The following is a 19,069-nucleotide window of genomic DNA, read 5'->3' as shown; positions in this document are numbered from 1 at the left end:
ACTAGAGTTAGTAAAGAACTCTTACGTTTTTAGCTCTGGGACCTTTGGCGTCTTGCTCAATTTCAAACTCTACCTTTTGACCCTCCTGGAGGGTTTTAAAACCTCTTTGCTGTATAGCGGAAAAATGTACAAATACATCCCCTTGATTGTCATCACGGGTTATAAAGCCATAACCCTTATCCTTGCTAAACCACTTTACTGTGCCTCTTAACTTCATGGTGCTACAAACCTCCTTAAAAACTTTACTAGAGCGGAACTACAGAAGGTTAGGCGCCCTCCCTTCTATAGAACAACTCTCTTTAAAATTATATTCCAAATTTTAGAAATTGCAAATTTATTTAGTTCGGATAAATTAACCTTTTAGGAGTAACACCTTGCTAGAGCTAAACATAAATGGAAGGACTTACAGGCTAAAGGTAAATAAAGAAAATACTCTGCTTTGGGTTTTGAGGGAAAACCTTGGGCTAACTGGCGCAAAGTATGGATGTGGTAAGGGTATATGCGGTGCATGCACCGTACTCTTGGACGGCAATCCTATTAGGTCCTGCATTACAAAAGTAGGCTCTGTTTTAGGAAAGAGAATAACCACTATAGAAGGCATACCGTCGGACCATCCCATTAAAAGGGCTTGGGTGGAGCTAAACGTTCCACAGTGTGGATACTGCCAACCTGGGCAGATAGTGGAGGCTTACGCTCTTTTAAGCAAAAATCCGAAGGCAAGCAGGCAGGAGATAGTGTCTGTAATGTCATCCCATCTTTGCAGGTGCGGAACATACGCGCGCATAATCAGAGCGATTGAAAGAGCTCAAAGGCTAATGGGAGTGAAAGCATGATCAGCAGAAGGGAGCTTTTGGCTTTAAGCGGGATGAGTCTCGGCATTTTCTTAACGCCTAAGGGCTTTTCTGTAGGAAAGATATTTGAAAACAACAACCTAAAGCCTGCGCTTTGGGCAAGTATAACCAGGGACAACTATCTGATCCTATTGGTTAATAAATCGGAAATGGGACAGGGTGTTTATACGGGCTTGGCCATGCTGGTGGCAGAGGAGCTGGACTTTCCTTGGGACAGGGTTAGGGTCCGGTCTGCTCCCGCTGGTGATGCTTACAAAGATCAAAAGATGGGAACTCAACTTACAGGTGGAAGCACGAGCATAAGGCACATGCACGAATTTTTGAGAGTTCTGGGTGCTTCCATGAAAGAGATGCTAATTCAAAGCGCTATGGACGAGTTTAGGCTAAGAAGGGAGCAGGTAAAAGCTCAGGGTGGATACGTAAGGTTTGACGGAAGGGCTGTGCCTTACGGAGAGCTTTGGGAAAAGGCGGTTAGACTTCCTGTCCCAACAAAACCAAAGCTCAAAGAGCCTTCGGAGTTTATATACCTTGGGAAAAACCTGCCGCGCGTAGATGCTCAAGAAAAGGTAGATGGCAAAGCTATTTTTGGCATGGACGTAAGAATGGACGGTATGGTCTATGCGATGGTAGAGCGTGCTCCCTTTGGCTCTAAGCCACTTTCTTTTGATGCAAGTGAGGCTAAAAAGGTTGATGGTATTCTGGACGTTTTTCCGATTTCCACGGGCATTGCCCTTTGTGGTGCTTCGGTGGATACTCTTTTAGAAGCCAGGAGAAAACTAAGGGTCTCTTGGAGCAAAAGCTCCATAGAAGGTCTGGACGACAGTAACCTTGAGAAGCTGTTCTTTGAAGCACTAAGAAGGGATGGTAGGGTGGTTGAAAGGAGAGGAAACATCAACGAAGAGTGGCAAAGAGCTACAAAGAAACTGTCCACCACTTACCTTTTGCCCTACCTATACCATGCTACGCTGGAACCTATGTGCTGTGTGGCAGACGTAAAGAAAGACTCCTGCAAGGTGTTTGCTCCCATCCAAGCCCAAACTCAAGCTCTGAAGGTAGTAAAGGATATTACAGGACTTGCAGAAGATCGTATAGAAATAATCACCACTTACTTGGGGGGAGGATTTGGAAGGAAGGCCCACGTGGGCTTTGTGGCAGAAGCAGTGGAGATATCAAAAAAAACAGGAAAACCAGTTAAGCTCATATACACCCGCGAGGATGACGTGCTTTCTGGATACTACAGACCTATGAGCGCAGCTCTCGTTAGAGGAACATTGGACGAAAGGGGTAGGGTATCTTCCCTTTACTTTAAAGTAGCTGTCTCTTCTGGTATTGATTGGGCTTCTACCCAAGGATTGGAAGACATGCCCTATCAGGTGCCCAGTCTTTATGTAGAAACCATAAGTGTAAACCTTCCCATACCAGTTTGGTTCTGGAGGTCTGTAGGCCACAGCCATAATGCGTTCATCTTGGAAACCTTTCTGGACAGACTGGCAAAGCTGGGAAACAGGGACCCGCTGGATCTGAGGCTTGAGCTTCTCAAAAACAATCCAAGAGCAAGAAAAGTGCTTGAGATAACCGCTGAAAAGATAGGCTGGGGCAAAAGGCAAAACGTAGGTTTGGCTTATCACTTTTCCTTTGGAAGTCATGTGGCCCAAGGTGTGGAAGTTATTTTTGAGAAAGGAGAAGTCAAAGTTGTTAAAGTCGTCTGCACGGTGGATATAGGTCCAACGGTGATCCATCCAGACCTTGTGGTTTCTCAAATGGAGAGTGGTATAATCATGGGGCTAAGTACGTTCCTTGGAGAAAGGGTCAGTTTTTCTAACGGCAAACCAACCACTCTAAACTTTGACAGTTATCCCATCCTTACTATGGACAAAGTGCCAGAGATAGAGGTCTACATAGTCAAAGGTGAAGGAAAGATGGGAGGTGTGGGCGAGCCAGGAGTGCCACCTATAGCTCCTGCAGTAGCCAACGCTCTCCTTTGGGGCTATGAATTGGAAATAAACAGGCTTCCCATGTCGCTTTATAAATAGAATTTATCAATTCATAACCACTTCTTAATTGCTTTCTTAATTCCCTTGATTAAAATCTGCAAATCATACCAAAGGGAGGTGTTATTATGAAGAAAAAGGCCCTTTTAGTGGTGGCCCTTTTAGGATTTTCTGGCTCATCCCTTGCTACCAACGGGGACAACCTTATAGGCGTCTCTCCCGCCTCAAGAGGTATGGGTGGTATAGGTGTGGGTATGCCCGTAGGTCCCACCGATACCATCTTTAGAAACCCAGCATGGATGAGCTATTACAAAGGCTTTAACCTAAGCTTTGGCGGAATTTTATTTATACCAAAGGTAAAGGCAAAGTTTAATGTCACGTCAGCCACCAGCGAAGCGGACTTTTTCGTAGTTCCAGAGGTTGGGATAGTTCATAAAATAAACGACAAGCTACATTTTGGAATAGGAGCCTTTGGTGTTTCTGGTATGGGTGTGGATTATAGAAACAAAGACCCACTCCTTGCTAACATGCACACCACCTTTCAGTTCATGAGAGTGATCCCAGCCCTCTCTTACAAAATAAACGACGCTATATCTGTATCTGGTGCACTGCATCTGGCTTATGGATCCTTGGATATGGGAGCTATTATGTGCCGCCAAGGCGGCCAAGTTTGTTGGAACGCGGGAGGTGGCCAATCTCAAACCTACGGCATAGGTGCTCAGATAGGCTTAGCTTATAACATGGGAGATTTTGTTTATGCAGGTTTAACCTACCAAAGTCCAGTGGCTATGACCTATAAAAGGGTTTTTGATAGTAACGGGGATAACACCTTTGAAGACTTAAAACTCACTCAACCCCAAGAGCTTGCCTTTGGTTTGGGTGTAAAACCTATGGAAAACTTTAAGGTAGGTATGGACATAAGATGGATAAACTGGGGAGATGCAAAGGGATACAAACACTTTCAGTGGAAGGATCAGTGGGTCATAGGTTTAGGTGGTGAGTTTAAACCAATCCAAAACCTTGCCCTCAGGGCTGGTTATAATTACGGAAAGTCTCCTATAAGAGGTGGGGCTAAAAATCCACAGAACAGCAACAATATACCCAACTTAGCCGAACCTTTCAGTGATTTTTATATAGCCTTCTTCAACCTTGTGGGCTTTCCGGCCATTACAGAACATCACATCACCCTTGGCCTTGGTTACGAGTTTACAAAGAACTTCAGCGTAGACCTTGCGTACAAGCATGCCTTTAATAAGAAGGTGAGGGCTACGGATAACGCGGGCCAAGGTTTTGAAGTCGAGGCCCAAAACTCCCAAAACGCCATATCTATTGGTTTGAACTGGAAGTTCTAAACCATACCTGCCCCCACTTGGGGGCATATATTTAACCTCTATGCCAAATCTCAAGCAAGACCTAAAGCAGCTTTACGAGAGAGATTTTCTTCTTTGGGTGGAGGAGAACTTAAGGCTTATCAAAGAAAAAAACTACGAGGAAGTAGATTGGGGAAATCTTCTTGAAGAAATAGAAGATATGGGAAGAAGACACTTGGATAGCGCGGTAAGCTACATGGCTGTAATAATGGAACACCTTTATAAGCTAGAACAATTCAAAGCTGACGAAAAAATGGGGAAAGGTTGGGTAAAAAGCGTGTTGAACTCAAGAGATAGGTTAGAGCTTATGTTAAAGAGAGAGCCTTCACTCAGAAGGAAGTTAGAGGAAAATCTTAGTTGGGCTTGGGAAGAAGCTTTGTTGAACCTTGTGGCATGGTTCAGAGACAATGAAGATTTGGCAGAGAAGTTTTTTGGAAAACTACCATCAAAAGAAGACTTTCCTTCCGAGTGCCCGTATAGCTTTGAGGACGTGCTAAGCTACGAACCTTGGGGAAGGTCCAATGATTAAGCAGGATCTAAAACAACTTTATGAGAAGGACTTTATTTTGTGGATTGAAGAGAACCTAAGGCTTATCAAAGAAGGAAACTACGAAGAAGTGGATTGGGAGAATTTGCTTGAGGAGATAGAGGATATGGGAAGGAGGCACTTAGAGAGTGCTGTAAGCTACGCTGCAGTCGTACTGGAGCACCTTTACAAGCTTGAACACTTCAAAGTTGATGAAAAAACGGGAAAGGGCTGGATTAAAAGCATCCTAAATGCAAGGGATGAGTTGGAGCTTCTTTTTGAGAATATGCCTTCGGTAAAGGGAAAAGTGGAAACAAAGATAGACCAAGCTTGGAAAGTAGCGGTGAAAAATTTAATAAAGTGGTTCAGAGACAACGAAGAGTTGGCAGAGAAGTTTTTCGGAAAATTACCATCAAAAGAAAACTTTCCTTTGGAGTGTCCATACAGCTTTGAAGATTTGCTAAGCTACGAACCTTGGAAGCACTCCTTATAATATCTTTTTCATGGACTACAAAGATACTTTGAACCTTCCAAGAACAGACTTTCCTATGAAAGCGGACCTTCCCAAAAGGGAGCCTGAGATCCTAAGAAAGTGGGAAGGTCTTTACAAAAAAGTGCAGGAGCTAAGAAAGAGTGCAGAGCTTTTTGTTCTTCACGATGGACCACCCTATGCCAACGGACACATACACATAGGACACGCTTTAAACAAAATCCTGAAGGATGTAATAGTAAAATACAAGCTTTTAAGAGGCTACAGAGTGGATTATGTGCCGGGGTGGGACTGCCACGGCCTTCCTATAGAACAACAGGTAGAGAAAGAGCTAAAGAGCAAAAAGCTAAGAAAGGAAGATATGTCAAAGGTAGAGTTCAGAAGGCTTTGCAGGGATTATGCCCAAAGGTTTGTTCAGGTGCAAAGGGAGGAGTTTATAAGGCTTGGAGTGCTGGGAGATTGGGACAATGCCTACCTTACCATGGATCCAAAGTACCAGGCGCAGGAGATAAGGGAGCTCGGAAGGATATTTGAAAGGGGATTGGTCGTCAGGAGCAAAAAGCCAGTTTATTGGTGTATTTACGATAAAACTGCGGAAGCAGAGGCAGAAGTAGAGTATCACGAAAAGGAAAGCCCAAGCATATACGTAAAATTCCCGCTCAAAGACTTTGAAAAAACCTATCTTCTCATCTGGACTACCACTCCCTGGACCTTGCCCGCAAACTTGGGTGTTATGGTAGGTGAAGAGTTTGAGTATGTGTTTTTCAAAAGTGGAGATGAAACTTACATACTTGCAAAAGCACTGCTTGAAGAAATAAAGAAAAAGATAAAGTTAGAAGGAGAAGTTGTAAAGCAAGTTTTAGGTAAAGAATTGGTAGGTTTGGAGTATTACACGCCTTATGGGGGAAAGGTGGGAAAGGTTTATCCGTCTGAATTTGTAGAGCTTTCCACAGGCACCGGACTTGTGCATATGGCACCTGGACACGGTAGAGAGGACTACATAGTAGGTCTTAGATACGGACTTGAGCCCTATGCTCCGGTGGATGACGAAGGAAGATTTACAGAAGAGGTGGAAGAGTTTTTAAGGGGGTTGAGGGTTTTTGAAGCAAACCCACTGATAGTGGAAGATCTAAGGTCAAGGGGCTTGCTCCTTCATCAGGAAACCTACAGGCACTCTTATCCTCACTGTTGGAGGTGTAAAAATCCCGTCATCTTTAGAGCAACTCCCCAGTGGTTTATATCTATGAAAGGACTAAGGGAGATTGCTCTGAAGGAAATAGACAAAGTAAAGTGGATACCTTCCTCAGGATACAACAGGATAAGGTCTATGGTGGAAAACAGGCCAGACTGGTGTATATCCCGCCAAAGATACTGGGGAGTTCCTATAACTGTTTTTTACTGCAAAAACTGTGGGCATGTGGTGGCAGAAAAAGAAATATTTGAAAGGATGGCCAAGATTATAGAAGAAAGCCCAGATGGTGCAGACATTTGGTTTAAACTAAGCGAAAAAGAGCTATTACCGGAAGATTACGCGTGTCCCAAGTGTGGTTCCAAAGAATTTAAAAAAGAAGAGGACATCCTTGATGTTTGGTTTGACTCTGGCTCATCTCACGCCTCTGTTTTAAGAAGCAGAGGCATAGAAAAGGCAGACCTGTATTTAGAAGGCTCAGACCAACACAGAGGATGGTTTCAAGCATCTTTGCTTGAATCCTGCGCATCTTACGGACAAGCTCCATACAAGGGAGTATTAACCCACGGCTTTACGGTGGACGAGCAAGGAAGGAAGATGTCCAAGTCCCTTGGAAACGTGGTTTCTCCTCAGGAAATCATAAAAGATTACGGAGCAGATATATTAAGGCTTTGGGTTGTGTCAGAAGACTACTCAGAGGACCTAAGACTCAGCAAGGGCATAATTCAAAGGCTGGCAGAAGACTACAAGAAGATCAGAAACACTCTTAGGTTCTTTTTAGGAAACCTTTATGACTTTGAACCTTCAAACGCAGTCCCTTACAAAGACCTTCACCACCTTGACAGGTGGATGCTCTCCTACCTTCAGGACGTGATAGAGCAGAGCTTAGAACACTACGAAAATTACGCCTTCCACAGAATCTTTCATCTGATAAAGAACTTCTGCGCAGTGGAGCTTTCATCCTTTTATCTGGATGTGCTAAAGGACAGGCTCTACATCTACGCTCCAAACTCTTGGGAAAGAAGGTCTGCCCAAACCGTCCTCTTTGAACTCGCCAAAGCTATAACTCTTATCATCTCTCCTTTCCTTAGCTTTACCGCAGAGGAAGTATGGCAACACCTAAGAAAGATAGACCAATCCCTTCCAGAAAGCGTCTTTTTAGCCCTTTTGCCCACTCCAAAAGAAGAGCTAAAGGACCAAAAGCTTTTAAAGGACTATCAACTCATCCTAAAGCTCAGGGACGACGTAATGTCCGCAGTAGAGCTCTGCAGAAAGGAAAAGGAAGTAAATCATACTTATGAAGCTCACGTGTTTTTGTGGGGCAATGAAGAGGTTTTAAAGACCTTAAGGGAATACGAGCAAGACCTAAAGTATATTTTTACTGTTAGCAGGGTCTCCTTTGAAGAGGGTGGAAAGCACAGAGTAGTCTCCGAAAACTTTCTGGGTCTTTGGGTTGGTGCAAGGCAAGTAGAGGGCAGAAAGTGTCCCAGATGCTGGCTGTATTACACAGAAGAGGAATTTGATGGAGAAGTTTGCAAGCGCTGCAGCGCAGTCTTGGCGGAAATAGGAGCATGAAGGATGATCTATTATCAAAGATGCTACTTCTTCAAGAACATGAAGAGGAGATAATAAAAAGAGAGAAGTTTTTAGAAAGGGTCAGCCAAAGGCTGAGAGAAATACAGGCTAACATAGACCAAATACTGGAGGAGCAGGCAACCATCATAGCAGAAATAAACAATCTGATAGACCAGATGAGAGAAGAAGAGCTAAAAGTAAGGTCGTGCAGAGAGAATTTAAGAAAATGGGAAGAGAGAGCTAAAGTGGTTAAGAAGGCTGAAGAATACAAGGCTCTTTTGAGGGAAAGAGCCAAGAACGAAGATTGTATAATCAAAGGAGAACAAAGACTCAGGGAGCTAAAGGGTTTGAAGCGTAAGTTGGAAAGTGCCTTGCAGGACAGCACCAAAAGGCAAAAGCTCAAGAGGTTGGAAGAAGAAAAAGAGGAGCTCCTTAGAGAAAGGCAAGAGGTAGAGCAGGATCTTCTAAAACAAAGATATAAACTTGAGTCTTTAAAAGAAAATCTTGGAGAGTGGATAGCTCAAGAGTACGAGAAGCTTAAAAAAGAAATGGGTTTTCCTCCTCTTGTAAAAGCGGATAAGGGGGTATGCACTAACTGTGGGACCAAGCTTCCAACCTTGCTTTACTCCAAACTATCAAAAGGTGAAAGTATAAGGTGTCCAACCTGTGGTAAAGTTCTATATCACTAACCTATTTAAATCCCTTGACTTGGTGGTTATACTCTCTCTTCTTTTTATATCTTCCATTGGGCTTTTGGGAGTTTATAGTGCTACCTACTCAAAGGATACCTCTTTGCTGTTTTTCAAGCAAGCCCTATACATACTCTTTGGATGGGTTTTGATTCTACTTTTCTCAAGGTTGAATTTTAGGGTTTTATTGGAATATGCACCCGTAGTTTATGGAATTAATCTTCTGCTTCTTGTCCTTGTTCCCTTTGTCGGGAAAACAGTCTACGGTGCCAAAAGGTGGATAGACCTTGGTCCCATAAGCATACAGCCCTCTGAGTTTATGAAGTTTTCTCTTCTTTTTTTAAGTGTTTATGCTCTGAGCAGGATAGAAAAACTTTGGAGTAAGGAGTTTCTTATGCTTTCCTTAGCCTTTGCCATTCCATCGGTCATTGTTTTAAAACAACCGGATTTAGGGACCACCATAACTTACTTTATTATCTATGCCTCTGCTCTTTTCTTCTGGGGGCTAAAAATAAGATACTACATTTTAGCCTTCGTTGGGTTAATCATCTCCTCTCCTCTTCTTTGGACCGTTCTAAAGGACTATCAAAAAGAAAGAATTCTTGCAGTTTTTGATCCATACCGAGACTATGCGGGTAGTGGCTATCAGCTAATCCAGTCCGTTATAGCCGTTGGTTCGGGTGGTATTTTTGGAAAAGGTTTTATGAAGGGAACTCAAGCCCGTCTGCTTTTTCTTCCAGAAAAACACACTGACTTTATATTTTCCGTTATAGCGGAGGAGATGGGCTTTTTGGTTGGCTTTTTGCTCATAAGCGCCTTTTTCCTTATAATTTGGAGAGCCTTTAGCTATACTAAAAGGGCAGACATAAAAGAAGAGGTTCTGTTTTTGGGGACCTTCTGTTCTTTGCTTGCCTTCCAGGTTTTCGTAAATTTTGCTATGACCATGGGACTGATGCCGATTGTAGGAATGCCCTTGCCCTTTGTTAGCTACGGGGGAAGCGCAGTTTTAACCTTTAGTTTATTGTTTGGAATAAGTTTATCAATAATAAGGGAAATCAGGAACAAGCCCATAAACTTTTCCAATGGTTGAAGGACTATACTTTCACATACCTTTTTGTAGTAGCAAATGCCCATACTGTGATTTTGTCTCTTTCGTAAGCGACCCATCGGAAGAATACTTAGAGCTTCTAAAGCTGGAGCTAAATCTTTACCAAGAGCTGGATTTTAACCTAAAGACCATTTACTTTGGTGGTGGCACACCTTCTTTGGTACCCACAAAACTTTGGAAGAAGTTTTTTAGATCCTTGGACTTAAAAGGTGTCCAAGAGATAACCATAGAGTGCAACCCGGAGGATTACGAAGAGAAAGACTTTCAGGAGCTTTTAAGTTTAGGAGTAAATCGCCTAAGCTTTGGAGTTCAAAGCTTTTTGGAGAAAAACCTGAAGTTTTTGGGAAGGAAGCACTCGCCAAAAAGGAGCCTTCAGGTTATTGAGCAAACCCACCGTTCAGGCTTTAAAAACATAAGCATAGACATAATTTACGGTCTCCCCAATCAAAGCCTAAAAGACCTAAAGGAAGAGATAAACATAATTAAAGACCTGCCTATAACCCATCTTTCTGCCTACCTTCTAACTCCATACGAGGATACTCTCTTTGGTGAGCTTTGGAAAAAGGGAAACTTAGAACTTCCTTCCGATGAGAAAGTGGAGGAGATGTTTCTTTACCTTTCGGAGGAGCTTAACTCTATGGGCTTTGACCATTACGAGATAAGCAACTTTGCAAAGGAGGGTTATGAATGCAAGCACAACTTACTTTACTGGACCCACAGAGAATTTTTGGGACTTGGAGTTTCCGCTTGGAGCTTTGTAAATAAAAGAAGGTTTGGAAACTACCGAAACATACAAGCTTACAAAAAGGCAGTTCTAAAGGGCATAAGACCTGTGGAAAGGGAAGAAGTCCTGGAAGGAGAAGATCTCATAAAAGACTATCTTTTTGTCGCTCTGAGGACAAAGTATGGAATTTCAAAGCAAATGTTGAAGTTTATTCCAGAAAGCTTGAGAGAATTTTTCGTAGAGGAGGGGAAAAGGTTGAGACTTTCAAAGAAAGGTTGGCTTTTAATGAACGAGATCTGGTGGGGTCTTACAAAACAGCTTTCAACCTTTCCCCACCAAACCAATGGAGATATAATTTTTAAGCTATGATATGCTTGACTCATTTAGAGCTCTGTCCGCACTGTAAGAGAATAGCCCTGAAGGTTTGCGAGTATGACGAGCCCTATCCGAGGGTAGAGGCGGAGTGTCAATGCTGTGGCTATAAGGTTAAAGACAAACCCATGGCCTTAGGCAAAGAAGACTTCAAAGCTATTTTGGATAAACTCGGTAGTAAAATGGTAGGAAACCGTTGTATAGACGACAGGTGCGGTTCAAGCAGAGTTATAAAACTTCTGAGTGAAGGAAGTTATGCGGAGTTTAGGTGTTTGGACTGCGGTGCGGAGTGGAACAGTGATGAGCTAAAGAGGGCAATACAGAGGATAAAAAACGTTCAAAATGCGATAAAAAACGGCAATAGGTTGTTAGATGTTCTAAAAGCTGGTGAAGGAGAGTGTCCTCTGTGTGGATGGGATATAGGGCACCTTCACTCTGGTTATGCTGTGGTGGTTGAGTGCTTCGTGTGTGGATATCACAACGTGGTAGAGGAGCATATACCTGAAGTGGATTTAATGACTCTGAATTGTCCTGAATACGAACAGTCGGAGGAGCCCGGTTGAAAACTCTTTTTCGGGAGTTTTTTAGGTATGGTGAGTGGAAAGAACGCTTTTTAAGGGAATACGAAAATATAGAATCTAAGGTTCGCTATTTACGGGAAAGTGAGATAAACAAACTTTATCCAGAAATAGATGAACGGTCTTTAAAAGCTTTGGCGTGCATGCACGTAGGGGGATACGAAAAGAGGCTGGAAGATCAAGATGTGCTCTTTTGGACAAACTGGGCTTTTTTTAAAACATACAGAACCTTTGGAGGTCTGTCCCAGCTTTCCGAGAAAGAGCTTTGCTTTCTGTTTTACTCGTTGGGCAAGATTTTTGTTCCCCTTTTGCTTCACGAAAAGGGAGTAAAGTCGGAAAGTTTTAAGGCGCTTAGTCCAGAAGAGCAAGAAAAAGCAGTTGCTGACGTGTTAGACACTGTATGGGAAAACCACTTTATAAGGATTCTTCAAATATTACCCTCTCTGTTGAATGAAACCTCTGCATAAAAGCCTCCTTTCTCTGGTATAACCTTTATTTCCCAACCGTGCATTTGAAAAATGTGTTTGACCACCGCAAGGCCTAAACCCATACCTTGTGGGTTGGAAGAATGGAAAGGTAAGAATATACCCTCCTCTTGTCCCTTTTCCAATCCCCTTCCGTCATCCTCATAAGCAAATCCCTTTTCCGTTATAAACACCCTTACTTTCTTTGCCCCCCACTCCAAGCTGTTGTTAAAAAGATTAAAAAAGCACTCCTTTATCATGCTTTTGTCTGCTTTAACGAGGCGGCTTCCGATTACTTGAATTTCCAAGTTTGGATACAGTCTCCCCATGTCCCTTATCAGCTCTGCCAGATCAAAGGTCTCTATCTTTATCTCTTTGTGGTAAGAAAGGTCCCTAAAGTAATTTACCGCAGACTTTATCCTTTCTATCTCCTCAAGTAGCATTTGGCAAACCCTTACAACCTCATCCTGAGTTAATTTTCCTTTTTGAGCCAAAAGAATCAGCCTTTCTAGGTTAAGTCCTATAGGTGTTAGTGGATTTTTTATTTCATGAGCCAGCCTTTTTACTGCGTCCTGCCACGTTCTAAACCTCTCTGCCATGATTACGGGCCTTAAGTCTTCGTATATGTGCATACTGCCGTAGGGAGTTTCAAGCTGAGTGTGGTTTATCTCAGGACCCTCTTTTTCCATCTGACGGTAGGCTTTATTTTCCAAAACTTCCCCCTCTTTGCTTACAAACCTTATACCTACTGGCAAGCTCTCTATCAAGTTTTTCAGAAATTCCTTCTCCTTCTCCAATCGCTCATAAAAAGCCTTTAGCTCGTCCTTCATAGAAGAAAGGGACTGGGCTAATTGGGATATCTCATCCCCCGTGTTTGGAACCTTTAAGTTTACGTCAAACCTACCCTTTGCTATCTCCTTTGTTTTTGAAGACAGTTCCTCCAGAGGTATGCTTATGTACCTTGCTACGAGGTTGCCAAACCAGAAGGATGCAAGCAAAGCAACAAAAGACAGAAGTACAAGAAAATACAGGTATATCCCCGCTATCACATCCCTAGACTTTACAAGATTTCTAAGGTCCCTTGAAACCCCATATAAGGAATTTAAGCCTTTCTCCAAAGCCCTATCTTTAACAAGCTCTATCCTGTATTCTCCCACGCAAATAACAAAAAGATCTGCAGTCTCCTGCTCTATGCACCCTTCTGTTTTTGACACGGTTTTTATGTGTTTTAAAGTTTTTGAATAATCCTCTGGATTTTCTCCCCTTTCTAAGACGGAGCTAAAAAAAGTCCTGTAGATTTCTACTATTTCCCTTTCCTGATTTTCAATGCTCTGTTTTAGGTTTTCCGTTCTATTTGCCACATCCTTAAGCTGGGAGCTTAAAAAAGTCTTTGTGGATTGAAGAAGCACCACAGAGGATGCCAAGTTCAGAAAAAGTATGGGCAAAAACATGTATAGGAAAAGAATATTGGATAGCCTTTTTCTTAGCTTTCCTTTCTGAGTCTGAAGGTACGTTTTTATAAACTTTCTGAAAAATAGGAAAAAAACCAATATGAGAATTAGCAGGTCTAAGTTTATTATCAGAAGTATTAGAGGAAAGCCCACCGTCCAGATCTTGCGCAGGTTGTCCAAAAAGGCTATGTTTATACCGATGAAAAAAACGATGAACAGAAAAAAAGGAAGGAAAAGCTTGAGCTTGTCCATCAAGAGTAGATGGCTATTACATTGTAAAAGGTATCCCTCTCCACCGGTATTTTACCCGCATCTTTGATCAGTTTTATGAGCTTTTCTTTGCTCTGTTTGTAAGGACTTTGGGTACCAGCAGCATGGACTATTTTCTCCTCTTCTATAGTTCCATCCACATCGTCTGCCCCCATGTTCAGAGCTATCTGGGTTACTCTTTCTCCCAAGGTTATCCAATAGGCCTTTATGTGAGGGAAGTTGTCTAAAAATAGCCTGGATATGGCTATGGTTTTTAGGTCATCCACTGATGAGGTGCGCTTTCCTCCGAGCCTTGTGCCTTCAGGCCAGTAAGCCAATGGAATGAAGACCTGAAAGCCCCCCGTTTCGTCCTGAAGCTCCCTAAGCTTTAGCATGTGCTCCACCCTCTCCTCGTAGGTTTCTACATGACCGTAGAGCATGGTGGCGTTGGATGGTATTCCAAGCTTGTGGGCTGTCCTGTGAATTTCCAAGTATTCCTCCGCATTGGCTTTGTATGGAGCTATTATCTTTCTTACCCTTTCGGAGAAGATCTCCGCACCTCCGCCAGGAATGGCAGAAAGCCCAGCTTCCTTTAGCTCAAGGAGAATATCCTCGTAGCTTTTCTTTGAGACTTTTGCCATATGATGTATCTCTACCGCAGTCCAAGCCTTTACCACGATATCTGGGAAGTTCTCTTTTATCTTCTTGACAACAAAAATATAATCTTCCACTTTCCAATGAGGTGGCACACCACCCACTATGTGTACTTCCCTTCCCCCTTGTAGATAAGTCTGCTCCACTTTTTTAAGTATTTCTTCCATGCTCATCTCATATGCCCTATGGTCAGACTTTTTCACCCCAAAGGCGCAAAAATCGCACTGATATACGCACACGTTAGTAGGATTTATCTGACGATTGACTATAAAGTAAGCAAACATGCCGTTCTTTTTCCTATTTACCCACTCCGCAAGGGCTCCTATGTATGCTAAATGATTGGAATAGAAAAGCTCTATAGCATCCTCTGCACTGAGCCTGGTACCATCCAAAACCTTTTGCCCTATTTCTTTTAACTTTCTATCTTTTTGATTTCTTATAAGCACTTCTAATTCCATAGCGGTAAATAATATATTCAAACAACCAGTGAAAGCAACAAAGAAGGTAGAAAGTTTACAAGCTTCACTTGCTCTAAAAGACCCAAAATTTTCATGCCCAGTACTATAAGAAGGCCGCCACCTAAAAAGAGGGCGTTTGAAGTGGATTGGGCTTTTACAGCGTCTCCCAATAAGTAAAACCCAAAGGTTAAAGCTCCTTGAAAGATGAGGACGTAAAAAGCGGAAAGTAGCACCCCCTTTCCAAAGATACTGCCTAGGATGGTTGAGGAGACTCCGTCCATGAAAGCCTTTGAAAGTAAAAGGCTACTGTCCCCTTTTGTAGCTTCAAGGAAGCATCCCATAAACGTCATGGGACCTATCGTAAAAAGCAAAGATGCGGTCAGAAATCCAGACTTTTTTTCCCCAGGGAGACTTTCTATCCTTTCTTCTAAACGTAGCGTATATCCAATGCCACCACCGAGGATCAGCAAGAAGAACATTTTCAACATCTCCGGTTTGTTCTCTATCAAAAGCTTTACCCCCAAAAGGATAGTAAAAACTCCTATGGCGTGGGTTATACCGTCTTTTAACGTTTCTGGTATGAATCTCTTGGCCTGTGTCCCAAGGATGGAGCCTACCAAAATAAGCACTGCGTTAACCAGCGTGCCAAAGCCTACAAACATTATTGGCTTTGTTGAGAACTTGCAAGGATGTTGGTAAAAAGATCATGCAGAAAGTCTGCCCTGTCTTCGTGAGTGTATTTTTCAAAGACTTTCTTTCTTGCCCTTTCACCAATTTCTAATGCCTTTTCTGGATAGTCCAGATAGTAAAGCACCTTCTCTTCTATCTCAGCCCGATCTAAAGGAAGGTAGGTTATTACTTCCTCTTCCGGATTGAAGAAACCAGGTAGAGTTGCTTTGTAATCTACAAGCATAGCACATCCCATGCCAGCCACTTCCAAAGGAACAAAACCCACACCCGTTGGCACGCTGTGAGGATAGGAGGTAATTACTATGAGACTTTGTCCAAGAAGTTCTAAAAGCTCGTCCCAGTTTTGGGGAACTATGGACTGATGCCCTTCAAAAAGCTCTCCCTGAACTTCTCCGAAGATCTTCAGTTCCATACCTTCAAGAAAACTAAGCAAAAACCACCTTTTCTTTGCAGTGGCATACAGGGATATTTGATTTAAAAAGGTCAAGAACTCCTGTGGTTTTTCTTCCCTCCATTTTAGGTATTCTTCCTGAATGTTTGGGTTAAACATTGAAAGTATATAGTCGTGAGCCTGCAAGATATGGACTTCCGGATTTCTAAACATAAAGTCCCCCACTTCAAAGAATACACCCAAAAACTCCTGTTTAACACTCTGAGCCACATGGTTTGCAATAATGTTTGGGTCTATGACTGGTCCAAAAAAGGCAAGGTTTATGTTCCTTTCTGTGCTTGGCTCCTTCATCTGCTGAAGGTCCAAGAAGGGCGTAATATAGGAAGGCGGTTGCTTTATTCCAAGGAAAGCCAAGCTGTCTGCGTATTTGAGGTCGCAAACTACGGGCAAAAAGTTAGTGGCAGGTCTGAGGTCCATAAGAGGCATAAAGTTAAATAAGGGTTCGTCGTTGAAAATGGATACATGCACAAAGCCAGCCGCATCGGAAAGAACTTTTTTATTGTCTTCCTGAACCACAGTAATTATTCCACTGCCGTTTAGGTCTATACAAAAGAAGGGTGAAAAATCCAAAAGCTCTTTGACTTTCTCGTTTAAATCCCCCTCTGCTATGTTTAGCTCTAGCACCTCTGTACCTTTCTCCCTAAAGCGTCTGATAATAGCTTTAATGTGTCTTGCCAAGCCTTCGTATTCTCCAACTTTTAAAAAAGCTACTCGCATACATTGATTATAACTTAAAATAAATAATGCGTTGGGGGTGTGGCGGAACTGGCAGACGCAGGGGACTTAAAATCCCCAGGGGTAATCCCCCGTGAGGGTTCGAGTCCCTCCACCCCCATTGGGAAAATAAAACATGATCCTTTCGGATGTTAGTATAAAAGAGCTCATAAAGAAAGGTGAGCTAAGAATAGAGCCCTTTGAGGAAAAAAACATACAGAGCTCATCCATAGATCTAAGACTTGGGGAGGATGTTTTATTCTACGTTGCGGACCTTATAGACGTCAGGCAGGAGAAAATTCCAGTTCAGAGAGTTAAGGTTCCAGAGGAGGGCTTAATCATAGAACCAAAATCCTTTCTCCTTGCCACCACCTTAGAGTACATAAAACTTCCAAAATATATAACCGCCTTTGTGGAAGGTAGGTCTTCTTTGGGAAGGCTGGGACTTTTCATAGAGAACGCAGGCTGGGTAGATGCAGGCTTTGAAGGCCAGATAACCTTGGAGTTTTACAATGCCAACAGCTGTCCTATAAAGCTTTACAAGGGTATGAGGGTATGTCAGATAGTTTTAGCTAAGTTGGATAGACCTGCAGAAAAACCTTACAGAGGCAAGTACTTTGGACAAAAGGGAGCTACCGCATCAAAGATATATATGGACCTTTTAGGCTCACAGGAATAAATTCAAAATCTTATGAAAAAACTTTCAAGGTTTGAGCATATACTGGAAGGAAACAGAATAAGCCAAGAGGAAGCCTTAGAGCTTTTGGAGAGTTTAGACTTATCTACGCTGGGCTACTTAGCGGACCAAGTAAGAAGACTTCACCACCCAGAGGATGTGGTCACTTTTGTCATAGATAGAAACGTAAATTACACTAACGTGTGCGTTGCAGGATGTAAATTTTGCGCTTTTAAAAGGAGTGTGAATTCTACAGATGCTTACGTTTTGGACACAGACCAGATTTTAGAGAAGGTTAAAGAGCTCGTAGATTGGGGTGGAACTACTCTGCTTATGCAAGGTGGGCTAAATCCAGACCTGCCCCTTGAATTCTACGTGGAGCTGCTAAGGACCATAAAGAAAACCTTTCCACAAGTTCAAATACACTCCTTTTCTGCACCAGAAATAGTCTATCTTGCAAGAATTGAAAAGCTGACCATTGAGGAGGTTTTGAGAGAATTAAAGAATGCTGGTCTTGATTCTCTGCCTGGTGGTGGTGCAGAGATTCTATCTTCAGAAGTAAGAAGATTTTTAAGTCCGGGTAAGTGCTCCGTGGAAGAGTGGGAAGAGGTGCACAGAACTGCCCACAGGCTTGGTATGACTTCCACCGCAACTATGATGTTTGGACATGTGGAAGAGCCAAAGCATATAGTGGAGCATCTGGAAAGGGTAAGAAGGATTCAGGATGAAACAGGCGGATTTACTGCCTTTATTCCTTGGACCTTTAAAAAGGGAAACACTCAGCTTGATCACATAGAAGAATCACCATCTACTTATTACCTAAAAGTCTTAGCTCTTTCTAGGATATACTTGGATAACTTCAGAAACATTCAAAGCTCACATGTCACGCAAACTATGCAAGTAGGTATGGTAGGCCTTCACTTTGGAGCAAACGACCTTGGCAGTGTGATGATAGAGGAAAACGTTATCTCTTCCACATCCTATAAGGTGTCCATTCCGAAGGTAGAGGATATGGTAAATACCATAAGGTCTGCTGGCTTTATTCCCGCCCAGAGAGATACATACTATCGGATCATAAGAGTTTTCTAAGCCTCAGCATTGCCTTGTGTACGAGCAGTGGATCGTAGATTCCAAAGCTTTTTAAAAACCATCCATCGCCACCTGTTATGATAACGGTAAAGTTTCTTTTGTAGCTTGCGCCAAGCTCCTTTAAAAGTCCTTCAATGTAATAGAAAACTTCCTTCTTCAATCCACCAAGTATGGCAGATTTAGTGTCCTTTCCCAAGGGCACATCCAAGTCCTCCAACCTGAAAAGTGGAATAAGCTCTGCCTTTTCGCTCAGACACCTTAGTCTTGTCCCCAAGCCCAAGCTTATAAACCCTCCTTTAAACACACCATCAACCAACAGATCCACCACCAAAGCGGTGCCACAGCTTATCAAAAGGCAGGATTCTGAATAAAACTCCAAAGCACCGTAAAGATTCAAAAGTCTGTCTATACCTACCTTTTCCTTACCTACAAAAGCTGTTTTTATGGGCACTTCTTGGGGTGTGAAGATGTGGGCGTTATTTAGTTTGTAATTCAGAGAAGGTTTTACGGAACATGCCAAAATTTGATCGTAAGCCAAAAGCAGTTTGTCTAACTCCTCATGAGCAAACTTTCCTAAATACTTAAGCTCCTTTCCGTCAAAGGTGCAAGCATCCACACTGGTATTTCCTATATCAAGAGTTAGGATTGTTTGCAAAGGCTGTTCGAAAAATCCCACATTGGGCCGTCCCCCCAACCTCTAAGGGAACTAA

The 19,069-nt window shown here is 42.6% G+C and carries 19 protein-coding genes and 1 tRNA gene; 14 read left to right on the top strand and 6 right to left on the bottom strand.

Annotation, left to right across the window (positions count from 1 at the left end; genetic code table 11):
* Positions 1-7 precede the first annotated feature (7 nt).
* A complete protein-coding gene (locus V7P40_RS07010; RefSeq protein WP_333785262.1) occupies positions 8-217 on the bottom strand; it encodes a cold-shock protein in 210 nt (69 codons plus the stop codon).
* A gap of 157 nt (positions 218-374) precedes the next feature.
* Here V7P40_RS07010 and V7P40_RS07005 point away from each other — a divergent pair, with 157 nt between their 5' ends.
* The 11 genes from V7P40_RS07005 (at position 375) to V7P40_RS06955 (ending at position 11,930) form a co-directional block, all read left to right on the top strand.
* Entirely contained in the window at positions 375-833 is a 459-nt protein-coding gene (locus V7P40_RS07005) for a (2Fe-2S)-binding protein (RefSeq protein ID WP_333785261.1), read from the top strand.
* A complete protein-coding gene (locus tag V7P40_RS07000) occupies positions 830-2,884 on the top strand; it encodes a xanthine dehydrogenase family protein molybdopterin-binding subunit (RefSeq protein WP_333785260.1) in 2,055 nt (684 codons plus the stop codon). The genes V7P40_RS07005 and V7P40_RS07000 overlap by 4 nt, the downstream gene beginning before the upstream one ends.
* Before the next feature lie 86 nt (positions 2,885-2,970).
* The gene (locus tag V7P40_RS06995) at positions 2,971-4,194 is read left to right on the top strand and encodes an outer membrane protein transport protein (protein WP_333785259.1); all 1,224 of its coding nucleotides are present in this window, start codon (positions 2,971-2,973) and stop codon (positions 4,192-4,194) included.
* 40 nt (positions 4,195-4,234) lie between these two features.
* Positions 4,235-4,741 (top strand): DUF29 domain-containing protein, encoded by a 507-nt coding sequence (locus V7P40_RS06990; protein ID WP_333785258.1) that lies wholly within the window; start codon positions 4,235-4,237, stop codon positions 4,739-4,741.
* A complete protein-coding gene (locus V7P40_RS06985; RefSeq protein WP_333785257.1) occupies positions 4,734-5,231 on the top strand; it encodes a DUF29 domain-containing protein in 498 nt (165 codons plus the stop codon). Before V7P40_RS06990 ends, V7P40_RS06985 begins: the two co-directional genes overlap by 8 nt.
* Positions 5,232-5,241: 10 nt before the next feature.
* Positions 5,242-7,992, top strand: coding sequence for an isoleucine--tRNA ligase (ileS, locus tag V7P40_RS06980; RefSeq protein WP_333785256.1), 2,751 nt, complete (start codon positions 5,242-5,244; stop codon positions 7,990-7,992).
* Positions 7,989-8,681 (top strand): hypothetical protein, encoded by a 693-nt coding sequence (locus V7P40_RS06975; RefSeq protein WP_333785255.1) that lies wholly within the window; start codon positions 7,989-7,991, stop codon positions 8,679-8,681. Before ileS ends, V7P40_RS06975 begins: the two co-directional genes overlap by 4 nt.
* Positions 8,659-9,771, top strand: coding sequence for a rod shape-determining protein RodA (gene rodA, locus V7P40_RS06970; RefSeq protein WP_333785254.1), 1,113 nt, complete (start codon positions 8,659-8,661; stop codon positions 9,769-9,771). The genes V7P40_RS06975 and rodA overlap by 23 nt, the downstream gene beginning before the upstream one ends.
* Complete coding sequence (gene hemW / locus V7P40_RS06965) at positions 9,764-10,882, top strand: radical SAM family heme chaperone HemW (protein ID WP_333785253.1); 1,119 nt, start codon at positions 9,764-9,766, stop codon at positions 10,880-10,882. The genes rodA and hemW overlap by 8 nt, the downstream gene beginning before the upstream one ends.
* Entirely contained in the window at positions 10,879-11,448 is a 570-nt protein-coding gene (locus tag V7P40_RS06960; protein ID WP_333785252.1) for a hypothetical protein, read from the top strand. The genes hemW and V7P40_RS06960 overlap by 4 nt, the downstream gene beginning before the upstream one ends.
* The gene (locus V7P40_RS06955; RefSeq protein WP_333785251.1) at positions 11,445-11,930 is read left to right on the top strand and encodes a hypothetical protein; all 486 of its coding nucleotides are present in this window, start codon (positions 11,445-11,447) and stop codon (positions 11,928-11,930) included. The genes V7P40_RS06960 and V7P40_RS06955 overlap by 4 nt, the downstream gene beginning before the upstream one ends.
* Here the strand turns inward: V7P40_RS06955 and V7P40_RS06950 are convergent.
* From V7P40_RS06950 to V7P40_RS06935, 4 genes are read right to left on the bottom strand one after another with little or no spacing between them, the layout of a single operon-like run.
* Entirely contained in the window at positions 11,891-13,630 is a 1,740-nt protein-coding gene (locus V7P40_RS06950; RefSeq protein ID WP_333785250.1) for a HAMP domain-containing protein, read from the bottom strand. The two genes, V7P40_RS06955 and V7P40_RS06950, sit on opposite strands and share 40 nt — an antisense overlap.
* Positions 13,630-14,739: an aminofutalosine synthase MqnE gene (mqnE, locus tag V7P40_RS06945; protein WP_333785249.1), complete on the bottom strand. Its 1,110-nt coding sequence runs from the start codon at positions 14,737-14,739 to the stop codon at positions 13,630-13,632. Before mqnE ends, V7P40_RS06950 begins: the two co-directional genes overlap by 1 nt.
* 17 nt (positions 14,740-14,756) lie before the next feature.
* The gene (locus V7P40_RS06940) at positions 14,757-15,401 is read right to left on the bottom strand and encodes a DUF554 family protein (RefSeq protein ID WP_333785248.1); all 645 of its coding nucleotides are present in this window, start codon (positions 15,399-15,401) and stop codon (positions 14,757-14,759) included.
* Complete coding sequence (locus V7P40_RS06935; RefSeq protein ID WP_333785247.1) at positions 15,401-16,597, bottom strand: glycosyltransferase; 1,197 nt, start codon at positions 16,595-16,597, stop codon at positions 15,401-15,403. Before V7P40_RS06935 ends, V7P40_RS06940 begins: the two co-directional genes overlap by 1 nt.
* 33 nt (positions 16,598-16,630) lie before the next feature.
* Here V7P40_RS06935 and V7P40_RS06930 point away from each other — a divergent pair.
* The 3 genes from V7P40_RS06930 to mqnC all read left to right on the top strand — a co-directional run bounded on the left by V7P40_RS06930 (position 16,631) and on the right by mqnC (position 18,359).
* Positions 16,631-16,715 (top strand) — tRNA-Leu (locus V7P40_RS06930).
* Between the two features lie 15 nt (positions 16,716-16,730).
* Positions 16,731-17,273, top strand: coding sequence for a dCTP deaminase (dcd, locus tag V7P40_RS06925; protein WP_333785246.1), 543 nt, complete (start codon positions 16,731-16,733; stop codon positions 17,271-17,273).
* A gap of 12 nt (positions 17,274-17,285) precedes the next feature.
* The gene (gene mqnC / locus V7P40_RS06920; protein ID WP_333785245.1) at positions 17,286-18,359 is read left to right on the top strand and encodes a cyclic dehypoxanthinyl futalosine synthase; all 1,074 of its coding nucleotides are present in this window, start codon (positions 17,286-17,288) and stop codon (positions 18,357-18,359) included.
* Here mqnC and V7P40_RS06915 read toward each other — a convergent pair.
* Positions 18,343-19,035, bottom strand: coding sequence for a type III pantothenate kinase (locus V7P40_RS06915; RefSeq protein WP_333785244.1), 693 nt, complete (start codon positions 19,033-19,035; stop codon positions 18,343-18,345). The genes mqnC and V7P40_RS06915 overlap by 17 nt on opposite strands.
* Positions 19,036-19,069 lie beyond the last annotated feature (34 nt).

It is taken from the genome of Thermocrinis sp. (genome assembly GCF_036781485.1).
GTDB lineage: Bacteria > Aquificota > Aquificia > Aquificales > Aquificaceae > Thermocrinis.
The sequence above is the reverse complement of the archived record's forward strand: the minus strand, read 5'-3'. Positions and strand labels throughout refer to the sequence as shown.